We start from the raw sequence: 20,588 nt of genomic DNA on the forward strand, positions 1-20,588 counted from the left end.
CAGGACAATGATAAACCGAACGAAAGGAGGTCCATAATGTCGTTCTTCACTACAGGTGTAATGCAAGATGTTGGGATTGGATACAGGAGAGAACACCCTCGACCGCCGAATGATTCTAATGAAAGTTTGCCTTGAACAACCAACGAATTACTTCATTCTTATCCGAGGAATTGACCCATTTCTTCCTTATCGAATCATGCTGCCTCAGATCCTGAAACCCTTGATGATCTTTTGTTTTAAAGCCTTTGCGTATTGAGGGCTGAAGCGTAGTATGGTTCACTAAGAATCCCTATATTTTTCCCCGGAGGTGCCAATGACCTAAAAAAAAGGAATCCCAGCTACGCAAATAGCCAGGGCTTCCAAAAAAACTAAATATTTTTAGAGATTGCGGGATCTAACGGACGCTTTGGCAGGCAAATGTTAGTGACCCACGGGGTGTGTTCTCATCATTCTAGAACAGCCGACTTTGTGCTGCAAGAATTTTGTAATTGAACTTTACTTACCACACCTCTCTATCTCGCTACTGACAAACGATAGAGGGACTTTTCATGGTTTCTATATTTTTATTCCCCGAGCCGCTATTGGCTTGGGAATCGACCTTTACACCTATATATCAAGGAGGCAACCCATGACCTCCACTCTCCTAGATCTCAACTCACCTCACCTCGGCTTTGGCTCCTCAACGAGAAGCACCTCGAAGCTGACCCCTTTCAAAAGAAGTAACCATTGCCCAATCTGTGACTCTAATGATGGACGATGCAGTAAAGGCGACGAAATCATTCTTTGCCTCACCGAAACTTACGATGTCGGTATCATCAACGGCTATAAGCTCAGGAAGCTGTCGAAAGATAATAACTGGGGTGTCTGGGCACCTCACTCGGTTGATGACAACTACAACTCTGTTAATTGGCAGACCCGCAAAGCCATCCGTGATCAACAAGCCGATGAAGAACGGCGTCAACGGATTGCCAAGGAGTTGCCCATAGACCAACGCGATCACCTGTATCGAAAATTACTCTCTGATCTATCTCTTTGCTCAATGGATCAAGGAGACTTGGATCGACGGGGCATGTCCCAGTCTGAAATCAAGGGTTTCAATGCCGTCTCTGTGGGCCAGTTCCAACGAGTCCAAAACTTATCCTCAGATCTACCCGGTGTTCTTCCCGGTGGCATCCTCAACTCTCAAGGGGGCTATCTCTGGCCTCTCTATGATGTCCACGGTCAAATCGTGGCCTTGCAATTGCGGAAGCGGAATGTTCATCAGGACAACCGCTATATCTGGCTATCCAGCTCAACCCGTCGCCATCCTGACGGCAATGGTCCTCACGTCAACGGTGAAATTCCCTTAGCCGTCTACAAATCTTTTGGTCCCTATTCGCGGATCGGATTGGTGGAAGGAACAGGCATCAAGCCTTTCCTAACTAGCACTCGACTCAATATCCCCGTCATAGGGGCAGCAGGGGGGCATGTGGGCCTCATCTCCTGAAACCCTGCGGGAATCTTTATCAGTCCTATCCAAAGAGGCATCCCAGCCCCCGATCATCACTCTCTATCCTGATGCGGGAGCTGTCCGTAACCTCAATGTCTTCCGTCAATATCAAAGAGCCATTCGCTTACTAGAAGAGTGGGGTTATGAGGTAGAAGTCGCCTGGTGGGGGCAGAACTATAAAGACAATTCTGTTGATGTGGATGAATTAGAAATTGCAGAGCTAGAGCTGATTGCATACAAACCCACTTGGTTCTTCAATAGCCTGGGCCTTGAATATGAACTGGGCCAACTCTTTCTGAAATTGAATGGCTTAACGGATACCCCCACGACCATCATCAACAAGCAATACATCGAACTCTCGGACCTTGGCACGATTGATCCAGGGTCCGTGGTTGCCATTGCTTCCATGTGTGGCACGGGGAAAACAGAGATGCTGAAGTCATTGGTGAAAGGAGTCAAAGGCCAGGTGATTATGCCGGGGTATCGAAACAATCTGCTCTACAACACGGAGAATAGATTCTCTGAAACAGACGGCAATGGGAATACCCTCTATAACCTGATTCACCTCTTCCGATTACAGCAGGAGTATAGAGGCAATATCAGCATGGGGTTTCGAGCTGAGGGAAGTATCCTGCTCTGCTTCGATAGCCTACTCAAGATTGATGTGGACGACATTGAACCCGATAGCTGCATCATCTTAGATGAAGCCGATGCTGCTTTATTCCATGTCCTCAGTGGTCAGACTTTGGGAGATCGGCAAAATCAGATCTTGGAGCATTTTCATGCGATCGCAAATCGGGTACTGGAGACACGAGGCAACATCATTCTGTTGGAAGACTCTCTATCTCAAATTCCCATTGACTATATCAAGGGGATTACTGGGGGCAAGTACAACACTAAGATTGTCGTCAATGAATTTCAGCCTACCGACAACTTTCCCACTAAGGTTTTTTCCGGTCAGACTTCTCAGTTTCTAGAGAGAATCCTAACTGCTGTGGCAGACAATGAGCGGTTTATCGTCGTGGCTACATCCCAGGAATTCCTTGAGAAGCTAGAGCGGATGATTGCGGATGTGAACCCGGAGTTTGCTAAGGGGATTCTACGCCATGACCGCAAGACTTCGGAGCGGCCTGAGAACAAGATATTCCAGGCTAATCCCACTCAGTTTGTCGAAGAATATCAGCCCACGGCTTTGTTCTTAAGTCCCACGGCTGAGAGTGGGGTCAGTATTGATGAACCGAGATTGATTCCTTACTTCAGTCGAGTGTTCTGCTATGCCTCATCCAATCATGCCCGTAGTATCTACCAACAACTCTGGCGATATCGGGCCAAGGTCACAAGAGAAATCTATGTAACCCGAAAGGCTCATATCCCTGATATTCCTTCGATTAAGTCTGTAGAGCAGTGCATTATGCTTCAGTCCAAGTATGGTCAGGATGTTGCTGCGTCTATTGATTTAGAACAGCAGTTGGTTCATGACCAATCTCCTGAAACAGCACAACATTTGGCAGCACTGAAGGCGTATCAGCAGAATCCCAACAATATCCACAACGTTAGTTTTGCTAGATATCAGACTCGCTCGATTGCATCCTTGTTAGCGTTGCGTGAATCATTGCTCGTTCTTTTAGAAGGACATGGGCATCCCATTGAGTTAGAGGAGCTAAAAGAGCGCAATTCTTCGGTGGTGGAAGCCTTTAGTAAGGTGCGGAAGCAAATCGAGGTGAAAACTGCGGTGATGCTGGGAACGGCAGACGGGGAGCGGTTCACGGTGGAGCAGGCCATCCGAGTTATGGGCAGTTCATCAGCGACCTATGCAGATACCTTGGATGCTAAGAAATCCTTGTTGCAGGATGAGTTGCCAGGGGTAGAGCTGACGGATGAGTTTATCCATCAAGTCTGTGTAGAGCATCGAGGACGGTTGAAGAGTGCGACTAAGTTGCATTGGATGTCCTATCACCCTGAAGTTGCTGAGGAATTAGATAGGAGAAATTTTATGAAACAGCTTAATAGTAAGTTCGTGCTGACTCATCGGTTATCCAATAATCGAATCCAGGTGCAGTTGCTCCGTGATATCGGTGTATTTGATTTAGTAGATACTTACAACGTCACTAGTGCTGATTATGAAGCTTATGACAAGGCGTTGGAGAAGGGTCGCCAGGTGCAACGGCAACGTCAGTCCTTGAGGTTGGAGGTCAAGGGACTCTCAGGGCAGATCAGTGAGTTGGTTCAGGAGCAGAAGACCATCCAAGCCAAGCTGACAGGGTTGGGACGGAAAGCCCATCCTAGGAAGAAGAAGCTGAAGGGAGAGCTGGAGCAGTTGGAGCAGCAGAAGCAGGGGCTTAAAGGCCAGAAGCAGGGTTTGGTAGAGAGAATTGAGCAGCAGTCTCAGGCGTTTACCCAGGCTCGATATGAGCAGGTAGAGGCTCGGATGCGGATGGAAATCATGGTGATGTCGGAGGTGGATCAGCGGCTGGAGGATATCAAGGTGAAGGCGTTGGAATATCGCTATCAGATCTATCGACACTTTAGGAATGTGGTTTGTGAGGGTCAGAGTGCCGTTGCCATTGCCAATAAGCTGATCAAACGGGTGGCCCATGAGCTAGTGAAGGTGGGCAGTGAGGAATCAGTGAGCCTGTATGTGATTCGCTATTCAGGCAATGAAGCGTACAAAGACCAGATGTTGAAGGCATTTCAGGCGAAATGGAATCAGAGATTAGAGAAAAATCGACCAGTTTGTGAACTCTGTAATAAAGACAGTGATCTAATTACAGAAACTGAAAAGCGATCTGAAATCGATGGATTTGGTCAGGGAAATGATCAGGAAATTGGGCAGTTTGAGGGAGGTGATGATGGATTCTCGGTGGAAACTGAGATGATTTTTGGAGATGGTGATGGATCGGGTGCTGTCATGAGTGCTGTTTAGCAGAGAGTGTTTAGATTTTTGTGTAAGCCGTAACGTATTCAATAGTTGAATCGTGTTGGAAACAGAATAGCAAAATGGGACAGTGCCGCCTTCCAATTCAAAATTGGTCTGGTCCATCTCTTCGAGATATTCCTCATCGCCAGAAACATCAATTTGTAGACAGACTCTTCATTCGGGAAGACAGCTTTGGTCTTAATCACCTTTCGCAGTGAGCGATTGAGCGACTCAATGGCATTAGTGGTGTAGATAACCTTTCGGATGGCCATTGGGTACTTAAACAACGGAGCAATATTATCCCAATGCCGTATCCAGATTTGGCTGATGCCAGGATACGTCTGGTCCCATTTGTTGGCAAACGCATCCAAGGCAGCCTCAGATTCCTCCAAAGTGGCCGCTTGATAAATGGGCTTGAGGTCTGCAGCTACGGCTCGACTTTCCTTCCAAGGCACATGGCGCAAACTATTGCGAATGAGATGAACGATACAAACTTGAACTTGAGTATCGGGATAGACCGATTCAATCGCCTGGGGAAAGCCTTTGAGACCATCACAGCAAGCAATCAAGATATCCTGAGCGCCTCGGTTTTTAAGGTCTGTGAGCACTGAAAGCCAGAATTTTGCTCCCTCCCGCTCGGCAGCCCCTATCCATAATCCCAACAGCTCTTTGTTTCCCTCCACAGTTACCGCTAGCGCGACATAGACGGCTCGCTTGCTGACTTGGCCATTGACTTTGATGTTCACATACAGGGCATCGAGATAGACAATCGGATACACCTCATCCAATGGTCTTGAGCGCCAGTCTTTAACCTCCTCCATGACACTATTGGTGACGTCACTAATCAGACCCTCAGAGATATTGGCCCCATACAGCTCCACCAATTGAGCTCGAATATCACGAGTGGTCATGCCACGAGCATATAAGGCGATGATTTTCTCGTCGAGTCCCGCGATACGTCGCTGGCCTTTGGGCACGAGGACAGGCTCAAACTCACTGCAACGGTCGCGAGGAATCGATAGGTCCATCTCTCCTTGTTCAGTCTGGACGGTCTTTTTCGAGTAACCATTGCGACTGTTTCTAGGGCCATGAGAACGCTCATCGACGGAGGATTGATGCAGGTGATGAGTCAATTCACCTGCCAAGGCTCGTTCCACTAGGCGTTTGCTGAGTTGTTTGAGCAGTCCTGATTCGCCCAGAATATCCTCTGGCTGTGGATTCTCTCCAATGAGTTCATCCAATAGCTCATCAACTCGATTGGGTACTTGTTTCTTTCTAGACATGATGCGGTCTCCTGGTGTGTTTGGATTCTAGACCGCTTACACAAAACTCTGATCAGTCTCGACTCCTTTTTCACCTTGGGCTGTGGACTCATATTTTGCCAGCTCTTTGTCCCTGACTTTCGATTCTGGTGGTCAGACTTCCGGTTTATCTATGGGATGACCGTGCTGTTCTATTTCGCCTTCTGCTGGACCTTTGACCATTTCATCTTTGTCTGGTTCTTCCTGTCGGGATTGACCCTGTTCTTTCTATTGGTGCAACTCCTGATTGGATCTACGAGTTCTAGCGGCAGAAGCACTCGCGAACTGGACGATATTTATTCCGAATTTGATTATTCGATCTACGACGAGTGGTAACTGCCAATGACTAAGAAACTCTCTCGATTCCTTCCCCTCCTGGTAGTTTCAGCTCTCTTGCTGAATATCCTCGTCTGCTTCTCCTGGTTTACCCAAGGGGTCAGAGCGCAAGCCCCCTCTCAGGTGTATATCCAAACCGACTCCGGGTTAGTCGTCAAAGGTCAGCCCGTCGATCCGTTCTACAGAAGTGATGATGTGGTCCTGAGATTTGCCCAAGAATTTGTCTCCGTCGCCTATACCTGGCCCATGAATGGTGAAGGCCACCGTGAAGGCAAGGTGATCTATCCCCTACCCATGTATACCCAAGCCTTCAAGATCCATCCTGATATCCGGGCCGAGTGGTTGGGGCGTCAGCACATCGCCTATGCCAAAGCCAAAGACCCCTTCACCAACTATGTGGGCAAATCCCACCATACAAAGACCACCCTCACGGGAGCCAAGATTGAGCGCATAGATCCAGAAGCCCATGAATGGGATATCAGACTCTATGCCACCCAATACCGCTTTGATGGTCAAAACAACCTGATCTATAACCCCGTTAAAATCAACAAAATCTTGACCTTGAGAGCCGTCCAAGGGTTTAGACCCAACTGGCAAATTGCCGATACAGAGCTGGGCCGCATGATTGATGATGCCCTCCATGCAGAGCTATTGATTACCAACATTGTGGACCTGCCCACCTAGAACAACAGAGCAAAGACAAGGAGCGAGACATGCCGACAGACAAACGCCAGGTCGAGGAAGCCAAAGCCACATTGTTGGATGACCCGGAACTCAATGAACTCTTAGAAGAGAACAAGGTGGCTGAGGGTCGTCCCATCAACGATCTAGAGAAAATGGTGGATCCAGGGGATAAGGTCAAACATCCCTGAAGGGGCGACATGCGCCGTAAACCTCTTGCTATTCGTGCAATAACCAGATAGATAAGAAAAAAGATGGGCTGCAAATGATGTATCTCCAGCTCACCTTATTGACAATGATATTGCCACTATACCAACCTCATTTACGCCGTCAACTGTCTCCTGCCCAGTATCTTCTCCTAGAGATCCTCGTTCATCTATTACAAACACTTCGCTGCGTCAAAATCGAGACGCTAGCAGAAGGGCTGCCACTGCCGATTCTTTTTGACAGTCGCCGAAAAAAATCCAACGGTTCTTATCCTTACCGACCCTTGAGCTTGAAACGCTTTGGCTACCGCTGGTTAAGCTGTGGCTGAGCCAGCAGTATCCTCAAGGCTCCCAGCTTTATGTCGTCATCGACCGTACGAGTTGGGGAGTGATTAATCTATTGATGGTCAGCGTGGTCTGGCAACATCGCGCTATTCCCGTATGGTGTGAAGCCCTCTGCAAAAAGGGCAGCAGCAATTATGACGAGCAAACCGCTGTTTTAAGCAAAGTTATCCGCCATTTATCAGCCTATCGTCTGGTCATCCTCGGTGACCGAGAGTTTTGTTCCGTCAAGCTGGGGCAGTGGTTAGGCCAACAGAAGGTCTACTTTTGTCTGCGACTCAAGCGCAATACCGAAGTGGCTCTGGCCCAGCAGTTTACTCAACACACGACTTGGCAAAGTTTCCCATTGAGGCCATCAATTTATGTCGCTAATGGTGTTAGTTGCGTCATGCTTGTTTCAGGTTTGTAGCGTAATGAGCAACGTCAACAATGCTTCCTTTTGTCGGCATCCCCAACACGATTAAGCAGGGCATGAGCGCTTACCGCGACTTATTTCCTCGACAAGCCGGATTTGAGCATGTGAGCCGATACCTCAGTGGCTTACTACTCAGTGAGAACAAAACATTGCAAGGGATTCACAGTCAGTTTGTCTCGACAACCGAGCAGCCCCTTTCAGGTCGTCGAGCAATGCACGCCGGGGTGTTTGAATCGCCATGGGAGCAGGAGGCATTGATGGTGCGCCACCGTCTACAGGTATCACAGCATTATGCCCCCAGAGCACGTGTAGTGATTAGCCTAGATTGGACACTGGGACATCACGAACGGAGCAAACAGATTTTTGGGGTCAAACGTCAGTACGATTATGTTGATAATTGCATGAGCTGTTATCAGACGATTCTGACCGCAGTGGCGGCAAATCGAGTGCGACAAGATGGGATAGGCGTCGCCGTGCAAGCGGCCCAGTGGGAAGCCGCAGAACTGGAGTATCTGAAGATGACCCGTCAAGGCGAGTATGAAACTATCGCAGCGGCGATGGAGCGATTGAGTGAGTTGGTGGCCTACCAGCATAATCGTGACGCCTATCAAACGCGAACGGAACTGCTGAGTGCCATGATTGAGCAAATTGAAGGGGAAGGGCAGTTTCCGACAGCGGATTATGCTTTTGATGCAGGCGTATGCGCAGCGGACTTAACGACCGTCATTGAAGGATTCGGCAGAGACTGATCAGAGTTTTGTGTAAGCGGTCTAGAATCCAAACACACCAGGAGACCGCATCATGTCTAGAAAGAAACAAGTACCCAATCGAGTTGATGAGCTATTGGATGAACTCATTGGAGAGAATCCACAGCCAGAGGATATTCTGGGCGAATCAGGACTGCTCAAACAACTCAGCAAACGCCTAGTGGAACGAGCCTTGGCAGGTGAATTGACTCATCACCTGCATCAATCCTCCGTCGATGAGCGTTCTCATGGCCCTAGAAACAGTCGCAATGGTTACTCGAAAAAGACCGTCCAGACTGAACAAGGAGAGATGGACCTATCGATTCCTCGCGACCGTTGCAGTGAGTTTGAGCCTGTCCTCGTGCCCAAAGGCCAGCGACGTATCGCGGGACTCGACGAGAAAATCATCGCCTTATATGCTCGTGGCATGACCACTCGTGATATTCGAGGGTCTCAATTGGTGGAGCTGTATGGGGCCAATATCTCTGAGGGTCTGATTAGTGACGTCACCAATAGTGTCATGGAGGAGGTTAAAGACTGGCGCTCAAGACCATTGGATGAGGTGTATCCGATTGTCTATCTCGATGCCCTGTATGTGAACATCAAAGTCAATGGCCAAGTCAGCAAGCGAGCCGTCTATGTCGCGCTAGCGGTAACTGTGGAGGGAAACAAAGAGCTGTTGGGATTATGGATAGGGGCTGCCGAGCGGGAGGGAGCAAAATTCTGGCTTTCAGTGCTCACAGACCTTAAAAACCGAGGCGCTCAGGATATCTTGATTGCTTGCTGTGATGGTCTCAAAGGCTTTCCCCAGGCGATTGAATCGGTCTATCCCGATACTCAAGTTCAAGTTTGTATCGTTCATCTCATTCGCAATAGTTTGCGCCATGTGCCTTGGAAGGAAAGTCGAGCCGTAGCTGCAGACCTCAAGCCCATTTATCAAGCGGCCACTTTGGAGGAATCTGAGGCTGCCTTGGATGCGTTTGCCAACAAATGGGACCAGACGTATCCTGGCATCAGCCAAATCTGGATACGGCATTGGGATAATATTGCTCCGTTGTTTAAGTACCCAATGGCCATCCGAAAGGTTATCTACACCACTAATGCCATTGAGTCGCTCAATCGCTCACTGCGAAAGGTGATTAAGACCAAAGCTGTCTTCCCGAATGAAGAGTCTGTCTACAAATTGATGTTTCTGGCGATGAGGAATATCTCGAAGAGATGGACCAGACCGATTTTGAATTGGAAGGCGGCGCTGTCCCATTTTGCTATTCTGTTCCCAACACGATTCAACTATTGAATACGTTACGGCTTACACAAAAATCTAAACACTCTCCTGAAATCAGTGAATGAGTTTAGAAACAAGACCAAAATACCGAAATTGACTTCCATCTCATAAATTTAAATTCATACCGCCTAAAATAACTGTCAGATATAGCTTTCGGTCTTATGAAGTGAATTTATACGAGTCGGTGTCATTCCCCTATCTCCATCGAGAACCGACAAAGTGAATACGGTTCACCCCCCTCAACAACCCTCACTGATTTCAATTTTTCTGACATGAACTACCTCGTAGCCCCATTCATCTGCTAACCCGGACGAACCTAGGCGTTCCCCTCCACTTTTCCCAATGCCTGTCATTCGCTATCGTGGCGCCAAAGGAAACTGCGGAGCAACCAGAATGAAGCGCCAATGGGAACAAGACGAATTGATTGAGTCCTTTATCCTCTTACCCCATGAGCTGGCCCTGCTGCCCAGCAATACGACCAATGCCAACCCCCCATAATCAGTTAGGGTTCGCCATCCTCTTGAAATTTTTTTTCAGCTGGAAGCCAGGTTCCCCCCAGCACCCTGGGGAAGTGCCCAAAGCCGTTGTTAAATTCATCGCCAAGCAGCTCAAAATCACCCAACGAAGCTTTAACGAATACAAGTGGAACGGTAGAACGATTAAAGAACACCGAGCGACGATTCGCTCCTTCTTAGGATGTCGTCCCACCCAGCGATCCGATAAACAGTCCTTGATGACCTGGCTCAAAGCAAAAATCTTACCCCTCGGTCTCCAGATCAATGCCATCCGCGAGCAAGCCTATCAACAATTGCGCCACCTCAAGCTTGAACCTCCCTCTCCCAAGGAGCTAACTCGACTGATCGGTTCAGCCACGAATCAGCATGAGCGCGAGTTCTGCCGAACTATTGCGGGGCAACTGCCGATTCAGACCCGCAAGAAGATGGATGATCTCTTGAAGACTGATTCCCTTCGTAACGGTGAAGAAAATCAGTATCGGCCATCAGAGTTCAACCGGCTTAAAGCAGACCCTGGACGCCTTGGACTCAAAAGCCTGCTTCAGGAAATTGAAAAATTAAGGCTCTCCGGGAATTCCCGTGGTAGCCACTAGTGTCGAATGTCAATTACATAGTCCGAAAGTATTTTGATTTTCCTCCTGCTATTAGAGATTTGATTTGAAGCTTTGTCACTTGTACTTGAGATCGATGATCTTCTGCCTCGGTGATGGCCGAAGGCCGGTCGGAGACCATCGCGACAGAGAGCAAATGACAATTATCAATAAAACCACCATCAATAGAGATGCTTTCGAGTAAGCATCTCTATTGATGGTGGGGTAAAGGAGGTTTATTCTCGCTTGGGATTAGCTAGAAGTCTTTGGAGAATTGGCCGCGTTTTTTAGCAGCTGCTTGTTTTCGAAAACTCTCAGCCTGCATCTCGAAAATGGTGGCATGGTGAATTAAGCGATCAATAGCAGCCACTGTCATCATCGAGTTGGGGAAGATCTTATCCCATTGGCTGAAAGGCTGATTAGCCGTGATGAGTAGGCTCTTTCGCTCATAGCGATGAGCAATCAGTTCGAATAGGACCGAGGTTTCAACATCAGACTTTTGAATATAGCCGAGGTCATCAATGATGAGCAGATCGTACCGGTCGAGCTTAGACAACAGGCTCTGCAATTCCAGTTGGAGTTTTGCCAGTTCCAGCTGTTGCACCAACGCTGTGGCCGTGACAAACTTCACCCGTTTCCCCAACTCAACAATAGAAGTCCCTAATGCAGAGCTGACATGTGTTTTCCCTGTTCCGCTTGGCCCAAATATCAAAATATTACTGCCCGACTCTAGCCAGTGAGTTGTTTGGGAAAACTCCATGATGGCTGCTGGATTGAGACTGGGAATATGGTCAAACTCAAAATTGGTCCAGGACTTGCCGTAGGGCAGCTGCGCTTCGGTTAGCGCGCGGGAGATCCGATTCTGTTCTCGACGGCTGGCTTCCCCTTGGGCTAAAGCCAATAGAAACTGGGCGTAGGACCAATTCTCCTGAGTCGCTTGATGCTCGATGCTCTGCCACTCGTCGAGGAAATGTCTTAACCGGAGCTGCTTGAGCGTCATCATCAAATTGTCGTATGGATTGTCCGGTGCTGCATTGGAGGAGTTGGTCATAGTCGGAGAGAGCGTGCTGTTGTGAAATGATGTCAGGATATTGCTCAGTCGAGAGCTTGAACTCAAAGGCTTGTTTTAATCTACTCAAGGTCAGGGTGGACTGTTCCAGTTGGGTTTGTAGATAGTCAGCTACCTGGGATTCTTGATCCTGAGTTGCAGCAATGTAGAGGGCTTCTGTCATCAAACGGGCAGCCTGGTCCCGCTCAAAGTCAGCTTTGAGGGATTCCCATAGCTGATGCCATTGAAGATTGGGCAGTAAGTCTGCTTGCCATTGGCAGTAGAGAAACGCATGGGGCTTTCTCCTGAGACTTTCTGCCACATGCTTGTAATCGATACTACGAGCCCGTCTCTTCTTCCCAGAGCCATGGACATGGACCCGCGCCAATTCCACTACGGGAGTGGTGCCTAAGAAACCGACAAGGCGGTCATGGTATAGGTGCAGTTTCAACCGATGACCAATTAAGCGAGAGGGGACTGTGTACAGGACACAGCGGACGGCAATCGTGCTGTTGCAGCTGACTTTAGCGCTGCGGATTTCATAATCAGGGGTGCGATATTTGGGCAAAGGTTGTAATGTGGGGGAGCTCCAGTGCAAACTTCTTTTGACACTTGGCATTCAGCTTAGCGATGACTTGCTCGATGAACTGTTGATACTCAGCTACGGATTCGAAGTCAAAGCTGCCTCGACGATACAGGGCCTGGCATAATCGCCGCTTGAAATAGCCATGGGAGCTCTCGATGCCGCCATTCTCATGAGAGACGCCCAGATTGTTGCGGGTCGGCTCCATCCGGTAATGGTCACACAGAGTGGAATACAACTGAGTCAGCTGGGGGGTTACGACCGCCGGTATTGCGATAGGCGGCACTCAGACTATCGGTACGGTGGGTCTTAGGCACACCACCACAGGCAGATAAGGCATTTTGTAGTCCTTGAGATAAGCCGATAAAACTCTCTCCGCCTTGAATCACCTGCACGTACTGCCAGCCGCTATAACTCAGTCGATAGTGATACAAGATATGGTGAAAGGTTTCACCCTGAACCGTCACACTGAAACCTTTGAGCTGGGTGAAGTCTGACTGTCCCATCTCTCCAGGATGATGTTGAATTTTGAACATCACTTCTTTGGGCTTGCCATGAGCTGCCTTCCATTTAGCGGTTCGGCGTTGCACGGTTCTGATCTTGTCATCATATTGCCCAGGATGGTCCTCTTGTAAGGTCTCAAATAGAGTAGTCGCTTCTAATCGAGGCTCACGCTCTAACATCGGCTCAAGTTCTAATTCCCATAATCCATCCAGCGGATCTTCACGGGTTTTCCAGTCATGAGGGCGGCCTCGTTGGGGACGATGGGTGCCACTATCAATACGACGGGCAGTGCGGGTTGAGATCCCTGCTTTGGCAGCTGCAGTGTCTTGGGAAGAGCCGGATTGTTTTGTTTTCATATAAAGCTGTACCTGTTGAGGTTTAATAGGAGCTGGCACTAGAGGTCCCTAATCGTCTTAGGTGTACAAACCCTAGTGTCTTTCCTGTATGGAGTTATAAAAAAGTGAAAAGGTATAGATGCTCTCTGAACTGATTTGAGATCTCTTGTGTTTTGAGAATGAGATCCTGATTTCTAGAGAGGTCTACGTAATTGTCAGGCGGTCATGTATTCGGTCTATGCAATTGTCGCCTATCATGCTTTTATGTCCCGCCACCAGAATAAAGAGAAGGAGCCAGAACCTAAGCGTTCGATAGATGAGTTTTTTGTAGTGGCAATAGGGGCTTCCGCTGGGGGCTTACAAGCATTAGAATCATTTTTCTCTCATTTACCCGAAAATCCAGGAGCTGCCTTTGTTGTGGTGCAACACCTGGCCCCAGACTTTAAAAGTCTGATGCCAGAAATATTACAGCGGCGGACTCACTTACCCGTTCATTCCATTGAAGACAGTATGCTTTTGAGACCAAATGCTGTCTATGTACTTCCTCCACGCAAGACTCTCCGTCTCAAAAAGCAACAACTAAGACTGCGCAAACAACCTGATACGCTGAATTATCCTATTAACGAATTTTTCCAATCTCTCGCTCACGAATGGGGAGAACGAACGATTTGCATTTTACTGTCAGGAACGGGTAGTGATGGAACCCAAGGGCTGCAGGAAGTGAGTCGTGCGGGTGGTGTCGCTCTTGTCCAGTCCCCGGAGACGGCCCAGTTTACCAGTATGCCCACAAGTGGGGGGTCCGACAACGATTCGTGTAAAAACTGATCATAGGGCTGAAAGGTAATAGCAGTAGATATCCTGGCCTATGCTTATACCAAACTCAGAATATTGCGAGGTCAAAATAATATAAAAAATGAGGTCTGATGAGGGCAAATCTTTCATTTTTGGGTTTTTAGAAAATTTTGGCCTTATCGTCATCCCTGTTGCTTTTGTAAATGCTCAGAAAGCCCCCAAATCACTAGCTGGCCTACCTTTCAGTAAATCTAATATGTGCTTTATGTTGATTAGGCTTACCTTGACCTAAAGTTCCAAAATGCAAATATTAGAGCAATTATGACTTCTCATGTGTGATCCCAAGAAAATTCTCTTTACTACAACGATTGCCTAGTAAAGATTTAAGGTCTTATGACTACTTTTTACACGAATCGTTGCCATACCCCAATGTCCGACATGGAACATATCTTTCGCCATATTACACGAACCTTTATGGGATTTTAGTCTAATAATTCGTCTGCTTTTCAGGGGACATTCTGAGAACTAGACATTAGTCTTATAGGCAACTGGTTACGATAATGGCCGTTTCCTTCACCAATCATACAGACCCTGAATTCCTTTCCAGGTAAAGCAATCTGACTGATTCCTTGCATTGCTGGCTGTGAAGAATCTAGGGGTATTATTGATCAGATATACTCTCCAGCACTTCATCAGTAAAAGGATCTTTCCCAGCCTTTAAGTCATTGATCCAGCTCTGTCTTTGTGTCTTTCGAGTGGTAGAACTATCAGGCGATTTAATGAAGGCTTCAAAATCTTCTATCGCACCTTGGGGGTTTTTGCTTATAACCTCCAGATTATCGGAGGCTTTCCCTTGCGGCTTGCATAGATTCTTTCCGAGGGGTTGTGCAAAATACCCCTTGTTGATTTAGCTCATACGTTCCTTGAATTGCTCAGACAACGGCAGGCCGATGCTTTTGATTGCTGGTTGATGAAGGCATTGACCTGTCCAATTCGACCGTTGAAGAAGTTTGCTGCGGGGTTATTGGATGACTATGCTGCGGTCAAGGCCAGCATGATGATGGAGGTCAGTAATGGTCCGGTGGAGGGACTTAACAACAAACTAAAAATGCTCAAGTGTCAGATGTTCGGGAGGGCTGGATTAACACTACTCGCCAAGCGACTCATTATGGCTTCATAGGCAAGTGCAGAATCAAGGGGTTTCAACCGCTTCACCAAAAGCTGGGAAGAGCCGGTTGTAATTGTCACCTAACAAATCCCGGAGTAACTCGACGACACCGCGAAAAGAGCTATGGCAAATCAGCACCAAGGCAAGGATCAGTTGGAACAGCCAGGCTTTCGTGATGGGCAAATGGAAAAGTACATCATCGTCATTTTTTGAGGTCGAGAAGGCTTCTTCCAAAGCATCATTTGCCTTTTTGCTTTGTTGGTAGAGAAACTTGCGACTGACTTGGTGTTCTTTGGCGAGGCTGGTGACGGGTTCAGTCTTGGTGAGAACCTGAAGGGCTAACTCCTGGCGCTGGGATGGAGAAAGAGTAGTGGCGACACAGGAGGATGAATTCATTTTGGACAATCTGCAGGGAAATAAGTTGGCAATGATTGAGTATCCCTGATCACCATACTCAAGATCTCAAAATGTCTGAATGTTGCTCAACTTTGGACTAGATCTGTAACCCTGAAATGAACAGTGCCAATTTTGGCAAGTCAAGGCATGAATATGCAAAAAAGCAAAATCATGCAAGATTTCTTCTCGTATTACTGGCATTATGCAGTCAGATTGAGAAAGCACTTAAAGACCAAAATCTAATTTTTTAGCCATAGACTTTGAGAACAAAGATGATTAACAATTCTATATTTGAGATGTTCTCAATGGATACTAAGCTTATAGTAAACTCTATTCCTACAATTTTTTTAAAATAAAATATTTGACATGTAGCTGATAGATAATAATTCCCATTTGTCCTTTTTTGTTGGCTTTAACAAAAGTAAGAACTTAGAATTTTAAGGAGTAAAATTGAATGCCTGTTAATATCAATGATGAAATTAGTCAAGTTACCGCTGAGCGGTATTTGGTGTCACAGAATAGTGTTGTCCGAGGTGTATTTGAGGCAAGGAATGGTGGTAGTTTATTGGTCGGGGGGTCCTGTATCTAGTGGTTCACTTAGACTTAATGGAGAAGATGGAAGCATTATAGGACAGAGATTTCGGTTGTCATCTTCGCTACGAATAGGTGCAAATGGTAATGACGGAGATATCTTACTATTCCGAGGAAACAATACATCCATAGAGACACCTACAGAAGATCCCTCAATTCGTTTAGATGGACAAAGTGGAAGCATTATAGGACAGAGATTTCGGTTGTCATCTTCGCTACGAATAGGTGCAAATGGTAATGACGGAGATATCTTACTATTCCGAGGAAACAATACATCCATAGAGACACCTACAGAAGATCCCTCAATTCGTTTAGATGGACAAAGTGGAAGCATTATAGGACAGAGATTTCGGTTGTCATCTTCGCTACGAATAGGTGCAAATGGTAATGACGGAGATATCTTACTATTCCGAGGAAACAATACATCCATAGAGACACCTACAGAAGATCCCTCAATTCGTTTAGATGGACAAAGTGGAAGCATTATAGGACAGAGATTTCGGTTGTCATCTTCGCTACGAATAGGTGCAAATGGTAATGACGGAGACATTTCACTGTTCAGAGGTAGCAACACATCCATAGAGACACCCTCTGAAGAGCCCTCAATCCGTCTGAACGGAGATACAGGTGATATCATTCTTCAAAATGCTGATTGTGCTGAAGATTTTGAAATAGAAATTTTAGAAGCAGCTGAACCGGGAACTGTAATGGTCATTAGTGACGGTTCTCGTTTACGAGTTAGCAGCCAAGCATATGACCGTCGTGTTGTAGGTGTTATTGCTGGAGCAGGTCAGTTCCGTCCTGGTATCATTCTAGGACGAAACAGAGGTACGAAGAATTCATTACCTATCGCATTGATGGGTCGTGTTAACTGCAAAGTGGAAGCTGATAATATCTCCATCAAAGTGGGTGATCTGCTAACAACATCTTCAATACCCGGACATGCGATGAAAGCACAATACCCTGAAAAAGCTTTTGGTTCGGTTATTGGTAAGGCACTGGGTGAACTTGATAGTGGCAAAGGATTGATACCAGTACTTGTCGCATTGCAATAGGGGTGAATCATGGCAACCTCACTCAAACAGCTCACCAACTGTATCGGCGCCTCTATCAAGGGGAACATGTTTGTCTTTCGAAACGTGCTGGGCTTCTTTCGTAGCCAGTTACCCCCCGATCCTACGGAGGCTCCGGTAAGGTTACGCTGTTGCGGCAGGCTCAGCTACTACAAATTCGGCATCTCCACCTCAATGGGATTGCCGTTAAGTACTACATTCTCACCAAGCCTAACAGCCCTAGCGATCAGGGCAAAATTTTTCTGGTTACTTCCAAGAGGTTGCCTGTGTTTATCGGTACCCTGACATCAGAGGCAATCAGGCCGAATTTGTTAGAGCAATCGAGCGCCTCAGTGCTGCTGCTGTCAATATTGAAGGTACTTATAATGTAGGCAGCTTAAGTTTTACACAGGATCTCAGTGAGCGCAGACGGCGTAACTCATTCTCTCTCAGTCGGCGTATAAGCGTAAATATCCTTTAGTGAATCACTATTTTTTTAAGGGAACGTCATAAATATATTTCTTCCAAAAGAACTAATTTCTTAAGTCACTAGAACCATCTAATATCAAGGGTTTAAGAAATCAGTTTAGGTAGGCTTGCAACCCACCATAATCATTGACTCACAGGGGATGCAAGCGTTTTTTAAGATTTGCTTTGTAAATCAGCTTTAATTGATCAAAAGGTATGGTAAGGACCAAAATATACAGGCAAAATCAACTCATAGAATAAGTCAGTAGCATATCGTGAACTGAATATTACAAGAAGTCTAAAATATCGATAAAAAAATACATCTGAAATACTTTATTTATTAACCAAAATACGCTAGTCCAAAACTACGCTTTTTTCAGTGCGAGGCTTTAGTTGCTACACACCTCTAATACAGGATAGAGAAGCAGCAAAAGTCTACGGTAGAGAAGCATCATGGAAAGCATATTGTCACTCGCTTAACTGTTCAAGTTATGTGGGTCACCAAGTATCGCTATAAGGGGCAATTCTAATGTTATCTCTAAAAGAAACCATGTCGAATTACATTGATTTCGAGAGCTTCAAAACTATACGTGTTGTTCATGATTTTTTTGGACATATACCGGGAATACAAAATCCGTTCTCCCTTCTGGAGCAGCTTCGCCGCTTACAGGGCAAACGTTTATTTCTAGGATATGTATCAGAAATTCATACTGAAGATGCATCTAGGTGTGTTGAATCTTTAAGAAGTCAGCTTGGGGGAACCACCATTGCTAAACATTGGCCAGAAGTCAAAGTCATTTCGACTTCCCAAGCCTATATCAGGAATTTGGGGTAGGAGTAATCATAATCAAGGGGTTGGGTTACTTGCAGATGCCTCAATTAGTGGAAGGCGTTATGCTCGTGCTGTGCTAAGTTTCAATTCGAATGATAGTACAGGTTTCAAAGTTTTTGCACTTAATATTCCTGTCGGGGTAGATGGCGTTAACTCACATCCCAGTAATGTTGACTACCTAGAAAAAGAGCGAACTCTTGATATTCAAGATGAGCAGAGCTATGGTAGACACGATCATCCAGGTGGTTTGCAAGCACATGGTGACTATGTTGCTGTAGCTATGGAACAACCCAAAGAAGAAGACAACCGTGCTGCAGTTTACTTTATTCGGGTTGATGGATTTGAGCCTAGGCATGTTTATACCCATTTCCTTGGAGGGCAACCATCTAATATAAGTGTTTCTTTAGATGCTGCAGCGAGTGTAGGCTTTATTAAACTCGCGCCTAGCGGCTTTTTAATGGCTGTAGCGGGTGCAGACAACGGTAAAAACGGAATCTGGTTTTTCGATTCAAAGGATTCAACAATCAACCCAACTATGAATTGGAAATATGTTGATTTCTGGGAGCCAGATCGAATGCCTGATGGGGTCTGTGATATTAAAGATGGGAAGGTTAACTCTAATTGCTATATTGGTGCAGGTGGTACTGCTAGCTTAGTTACGGATTGTGATGGTCAAATATATTTAGTTTGTCTCACTGGAACATCAGGTCGTGGGAAAGATTACGAATACGCTCAAATCATGCACTTATCTCGAGATGCTAGTGGTAGGATTAAACTGGAAAGTATATGGCACGATAAGAGACCGTTAGGTTTTAGCGTTTTGAGAGAGATTTCCTTTCGTTGGGGTGCAGGAGTTAATGTTAGCACTGATGGCAAACTGGTTTTACTCTCGACAGAAAAGAGGCACAGAAAAAGTGATAACGATTATGTTGATGGGATAATTAGAATATCTGGTCAAAATACACTTAATATTTGAAATATTTTTGTCATAACTATTTATTTCGAGTACATAATCCCACTAATTTTTATCAGAGACTAAGCAACTGATCCAAAGATAGATAAAATTCATAGTGAACATATCACTTTTGCTTATGCGCAAATTCTTGAACCTAACTACTTTAATCCTGAAATTAAGGCTATAAATCTATTGAGTGATGAGCTTAAATATGTACATGCAAAAACCGAAATGCTCCCAAACTCAATATATTCAAAACAACCTAGATGATTTTATTTTCAGATTTTTTAGTCTAGATCAGCTCTTATATCAAAATACAAATAAAAGTTAATTAGTTGAGTTTCTATACTTTTTAGGAGTAATTCCAGTTAAGGATTTAAAATGTCGGTTCAGATGGCTTTGATGAGAAAATCCACAAATCAAAGCAATCTCAGAAATCTTCAATTTATCATTAGTTAATAAGTATTTTGATCTTTCAATTCGTTTTTTTAATTATGTATTGATATGGGCTAATACCCATACTTTTTTTAAATTGGCGACTAAAATAAAATTGGCTTAATCCTGTTATATTCGCGAGAGTCTTCAATGAAATATCTTCTGACAAATAACTATTTATATATTCAATGACTGTATCTAACTGGTTTTTAGATAAACCTCCTTTATACTCTTTAAAATTATATTTAGTGGTTGAGTAATATCTTAATAAATGGGCAGAGAGGCATACTGTTAGTGAATCAACATATACTTGAAAAGAGCTTCTTGATTCAATCTCTTTTTTGAGAGCTTGCCCAATCTGAAAAATTACTGGATCCTCTTTTCCATAGTTTTGTAATAGCTCAATATGATTAGAATTAATATGATCATTATCTATACTCAAAACAAATTCAGGATCTAGAGAAAGAATTATTGCTTCCGATATTTGCTTATGAATAAGCTTACGAGGTGTATAGGCTGGATCAAGATTTATTGTCCCAATATATGATTGTACCGGGTACATCTTTCCATTTATTAGAGAGGGAACGGTTATTATTTTTTCGAGGA

22 protein-coding genes are annotated in these 20,588 nt (G+C 45.6%); 15 read left to right on the forward strand and 7 right to left on the reverse strand.

Going from position 1 to position 20,588, the window contains the following annotated elements; genetic code table 11:
* The first annotated feature begins 628 nt into the window (after positions 1 to 628).
* Both HRE53_RS33085 and HRE53_RS33090 read left to right on the forward strand, forming a co-directional pair.
* Positions 629 to 1,486, forward strand: coding sequence for a hypothetical protein (locus tag HRE53_RS33085; RefSeq protein ID WP_235112918.1), 858 nt, complete (start codon positions 629 to 631; stop codon positions 1,484 to 1,486).
* Positions 1,467 to 4,412, forward strand: a complete 2,946-nt coding sequence (locus HRE53_RS33090) for a plasmid replication protein, CyRepA1 family (RefSeq protein ID WP_235112919.1) — start codon at positions 1,467 to 1,469, stop codon at positions 4,410 to 4,412. Before HRE53_RS33085 ends, HRE53_RS33090 begins: the two co-directional genes overlap by 20 nt.
* 38 nt (positions 4,413 to 4,450) lie before the next feature.
* On the opposite strand, the gene HRE53_RS33095 is transcribed toward HRE53_RS33090, so the two are convergent.
* Positions 4,451 to 5,689, reverse strand: a complete 1,239-nt coding sequence (locus HRE53_RS33095) for an IS256 family transposase (RefSeq protein ID WP_235106803.1) — start codon at positions 5,687 to 5,689, stop codon at positions 4,451 to 4,453.
* Here HRE53_RS33095 and HRE53_RS33100 point away from each other — a divergent pair.
* From HRE53_RS33100 to HRE53_RS33135, 8 genes are all read left to right on the forward strand, one after another.
* Positions 5,672 to 6,043 (forward strand): hypothetical protein, encoded by a 372-nt coding sequence (locus HRE53_RS33100; RefSeq protein WP_235112920.1) that lies wholly within the window; start codon positions 5,672 to 5,674, stop codon positions 6,041 to 6,043. The two genes, HRE53_RS33095 and HRE53_RS33100, sit on opposite strands and share 18 nt — an antisense overlap.
* Before the next feature lie 6 nt (positions 6,044 to 6,049).
* Positions 6,050 to 6,727, forward strand: coding sequence for a hypothetical protein (locus HRE53_RS33105; protein ID WP_235112921.1), 678 nt, complete (start codon positions 6,050 to 6,052; stop codon positions 6,725 to 6,727).
* Between the two features lie 29 nt (positions 6,728 to 6,756).
* The gene (locus HRE53_RS33110; protein ID WP_235112922.1) at positions 6,757 to 6,915 is read left to right on the forward strand and encodes a hypothetical protein; all 159 of its coding nucleotides are present in this window, start codon (positions 6,757 to 6,759) and stop codon (positions 6,913 to 6,915) included.
* A gap of 104 nt (positions 6,916 to 7,019) precedes the next feature.
* On the forward strand, positions 7,020 to 7,259 hold the full coding sequence (locus tag HRE53_RS33115) for a transposase (protein WP_235107289.1): 240 nt from the start codon (positions 7,020 to 7,022) through the stop codon (positions 7,257 to 7,259).
* A 59-nt stretch (positions 7,260 to 7,318) separates the two neighbouring features.
* Positions 7,319 to 7,681 carry a hypothetical protein gene (locus HRE53_RS33120; protein ID WP_235112924.1) on the forward strand — a complete coding sequence of 121 codons (363 nt, stop codon included), beginning with the start codon at positions 7,319 to 7,321 and terminating at the stop codon, positions 7,679 to 7,681.
* 20 nt (positions 7,682 to 7,701) lie between these two features.
* Positions 7,702 to 8,436 carry a transposase gene (locus HRE53_RS33125; RefSeq protein WP_235112926.1) on the forward strand — a complete coding sequence of 245 codons (735 nt, stop codon included), beginning with the start codon at positions 7,702 to 7,704 and terminating at the stop codon, positions 8,434 to 8,436.
* A 52-nt stretch (positions 8,437 to 8,488) separates the two neighbouring features.
* Positions 8,489 to 9,730, forward strand: a complete 1,242-nt coding sequence (locus tag HRE53_RS33130) for an IS256 family transposase (RefSeq protein WP_235107350.1) — start codon at positions 8,489 to 8,491, stop codon at positions 9,728 to 9,730.
* A 469-nt stretch (positions 9,731 to 10,199) separates the two neighbouring features.
* Positions 10,200 to 10,826, forward strand: a complete 627-nt coding sequence (locus tag HRE53_RS33135; protein WP_235112927.1) for a DUF4158 domain-containing protein — start codon at positions 10,200 to 10,202, stop codon at positions 10,824 to 10,826.
* 253 nt (positions 10,827 to 11,079) lie between these two features.
* On the opposite strand, the gene istB is transcribed toward HRE53_RS33135, so the two are convergent.
* From istB to HRE53_RS35480, 3 genes are all read right to left on the reverse strand, one after another.
* Entirely contained in the window at positions 11,080 to 11,826 is a 747-nt protein-coding gene (istB, locus tag HRE53_RS33140; protein ID WP_304518441.1) for an IS21-like element helper ATPase IstB, read from the reverse strand.
* Positions 11,827 to 12,416: 590 nt separating this feature from the next.
* Positions 12,417 to 12,692, reverse strand: coding sequence for a hypothetical protein (locus HRE53_RS35475; RefSeq protein WP_396133532.1), 276 nt, complete (start codon positions 12,690 to 12,692; stop codon positions 12,417 to 12,419).
* Positions 12,673 to 13,353 (reverse strand): hypothetical protein, encoded by a 681-nt coding sequence (locus HRE53_RS35480; protein WP_396133476.1) that lies wholly within the window; start codon positions 13,351 to 13,353, stop codon positions 12,673 to 12,675. The genes HRE53_RS35475 and HRE53_RS35480 overlap by 20 nt, the downstream gene beginning before the upstream one ends.
* 165 nt (positions 13,354 to 13,518) lie before the next feature.
* Between HRE53_RS35480 and HRE53_RS33150 the strand changes: the two genes are divergently transcribed.
* A complete protein-coding gene (locus HRE53_RS33150; protein ID WP_235112928.1) occupies positions 13,519 to 14,118 on the forward strand; it encodes a chemotaxis protein CheB in 600 nt (199 codons plus the stop codon).
* An 895-nt stretch (positions 14,119 to 15,013) separates the two neighbouring features.
* On the forward strand, positions 15,014 to 15,265 hold the full coding sequence (locus HRE53_RS33155; RefSeq protein ID WP_235112930.1) for a transposase: 252 nt from the start codon (positions 15,014 to 15,016) through the stop codon (positions 15,263 to 15,265).
* Between the two features lie 12 nt (positions 15,266 to 15,277).
* On the opposite strand, the gene HRE53_RS33160 is transcribed toward HRE53_RS33155, so the two are convergent.
* Entirely contained in the window at positions 15,278 to 15,649 is a 372-nt protein-coding gene (locus tag HRE53_RS33160) for a hypothetical protein (RefSeq protein ID WP_235112931.1), read from the reverse strand.
* 454 nt (positions 15,650 to 16,103) lie between these two features.
* Here HRE53_RS33160 and HRE53_RS34765 point away from each other — a divergent pair, with 454 nt between their 5' ends.
* From HRE53_RS34765 to HRE53_RS33170, 3 genes are all read left to right on the forward strand, one after another.
* On the forward strand, positions 16,104 to 16,238 hold the full coding sequence (locus HRE53_RS34765; protein WP_255801714.1) for a hypothetical protein: 135 nt from the start codon (positions 16,104 to 16,106) through the stop codon (positions 16,236 to 16,238).
* A gap of 55 nt (positions 16,239 to 16,293) precedes the next feature.
* On the forward strand, positions 16,294 to 17,295 hold the full coding sequence (locus tag HRE53_RS33165) for a hypothetical protein (protein ID WP_235112932.1): 1,002 nt from the start codon (positions 16,294 to 16,296) through the stop codon (positions 17,293 to 17,295).
* 1,217 nt (positions 17,296 to 18,512) lie between these two features.
* A complete protein-coding gene (locus tag HRE53_RS33170; RefSeq protein WP_235112933.1) occupies positions 18,513 to 19,568 on the forward strand; it encodes a hypothetical protein in 1,056 nt (351 codons plus the stop codon).
* 306 nt (positions 19,569 to 19,874) lie between these two features.
* On the opposite strand, the gene HRE53_RS35485 is transcribed toward HRE53_RS33170, so the two are convergent.
* Both HRE53_RS35485 and HRE53_RS33175 read right to left on the reverse strand, forming a co-directional pair.
* A complete protein-coding gene (locus HRE53_RS35485; protein ID WP_396133534.1) occupies positions 19,875 to 19,991 on the reverse strand; it encodes a helix-turn-helix domain-containing protein in 117 nt (38 codons plus the stop codon).
* Between the two features lie 31 nt (positions 19,992 to 20,022).
* Positions 20,023 to 20,544, reverse strand: a complete 522-nt coding sequence (locus HRE53_RS33175; RefSeq protein ID WP_235112934.1) for a helix-turn-helix transcriptional regulator — start codon at positions 20,542 to 20,544, stop codon at positions 20,023 to 20,025.
* Between the last annotated feature and the right edge of the window lie 44 nt (positions 20,545 to 20,588).

This window comes from Acaryochloris sp. 'Moss Beach', from assembly GCF_021497025.1.
GTDB classification, from domain to species: domain Bacteria; phylum Cyanobacteriota; class Cyanobacteriia; order Thermosynechococcales; family Thermosynechococcaceae; genus Acaryochloris; species Acaryochloris marina_A.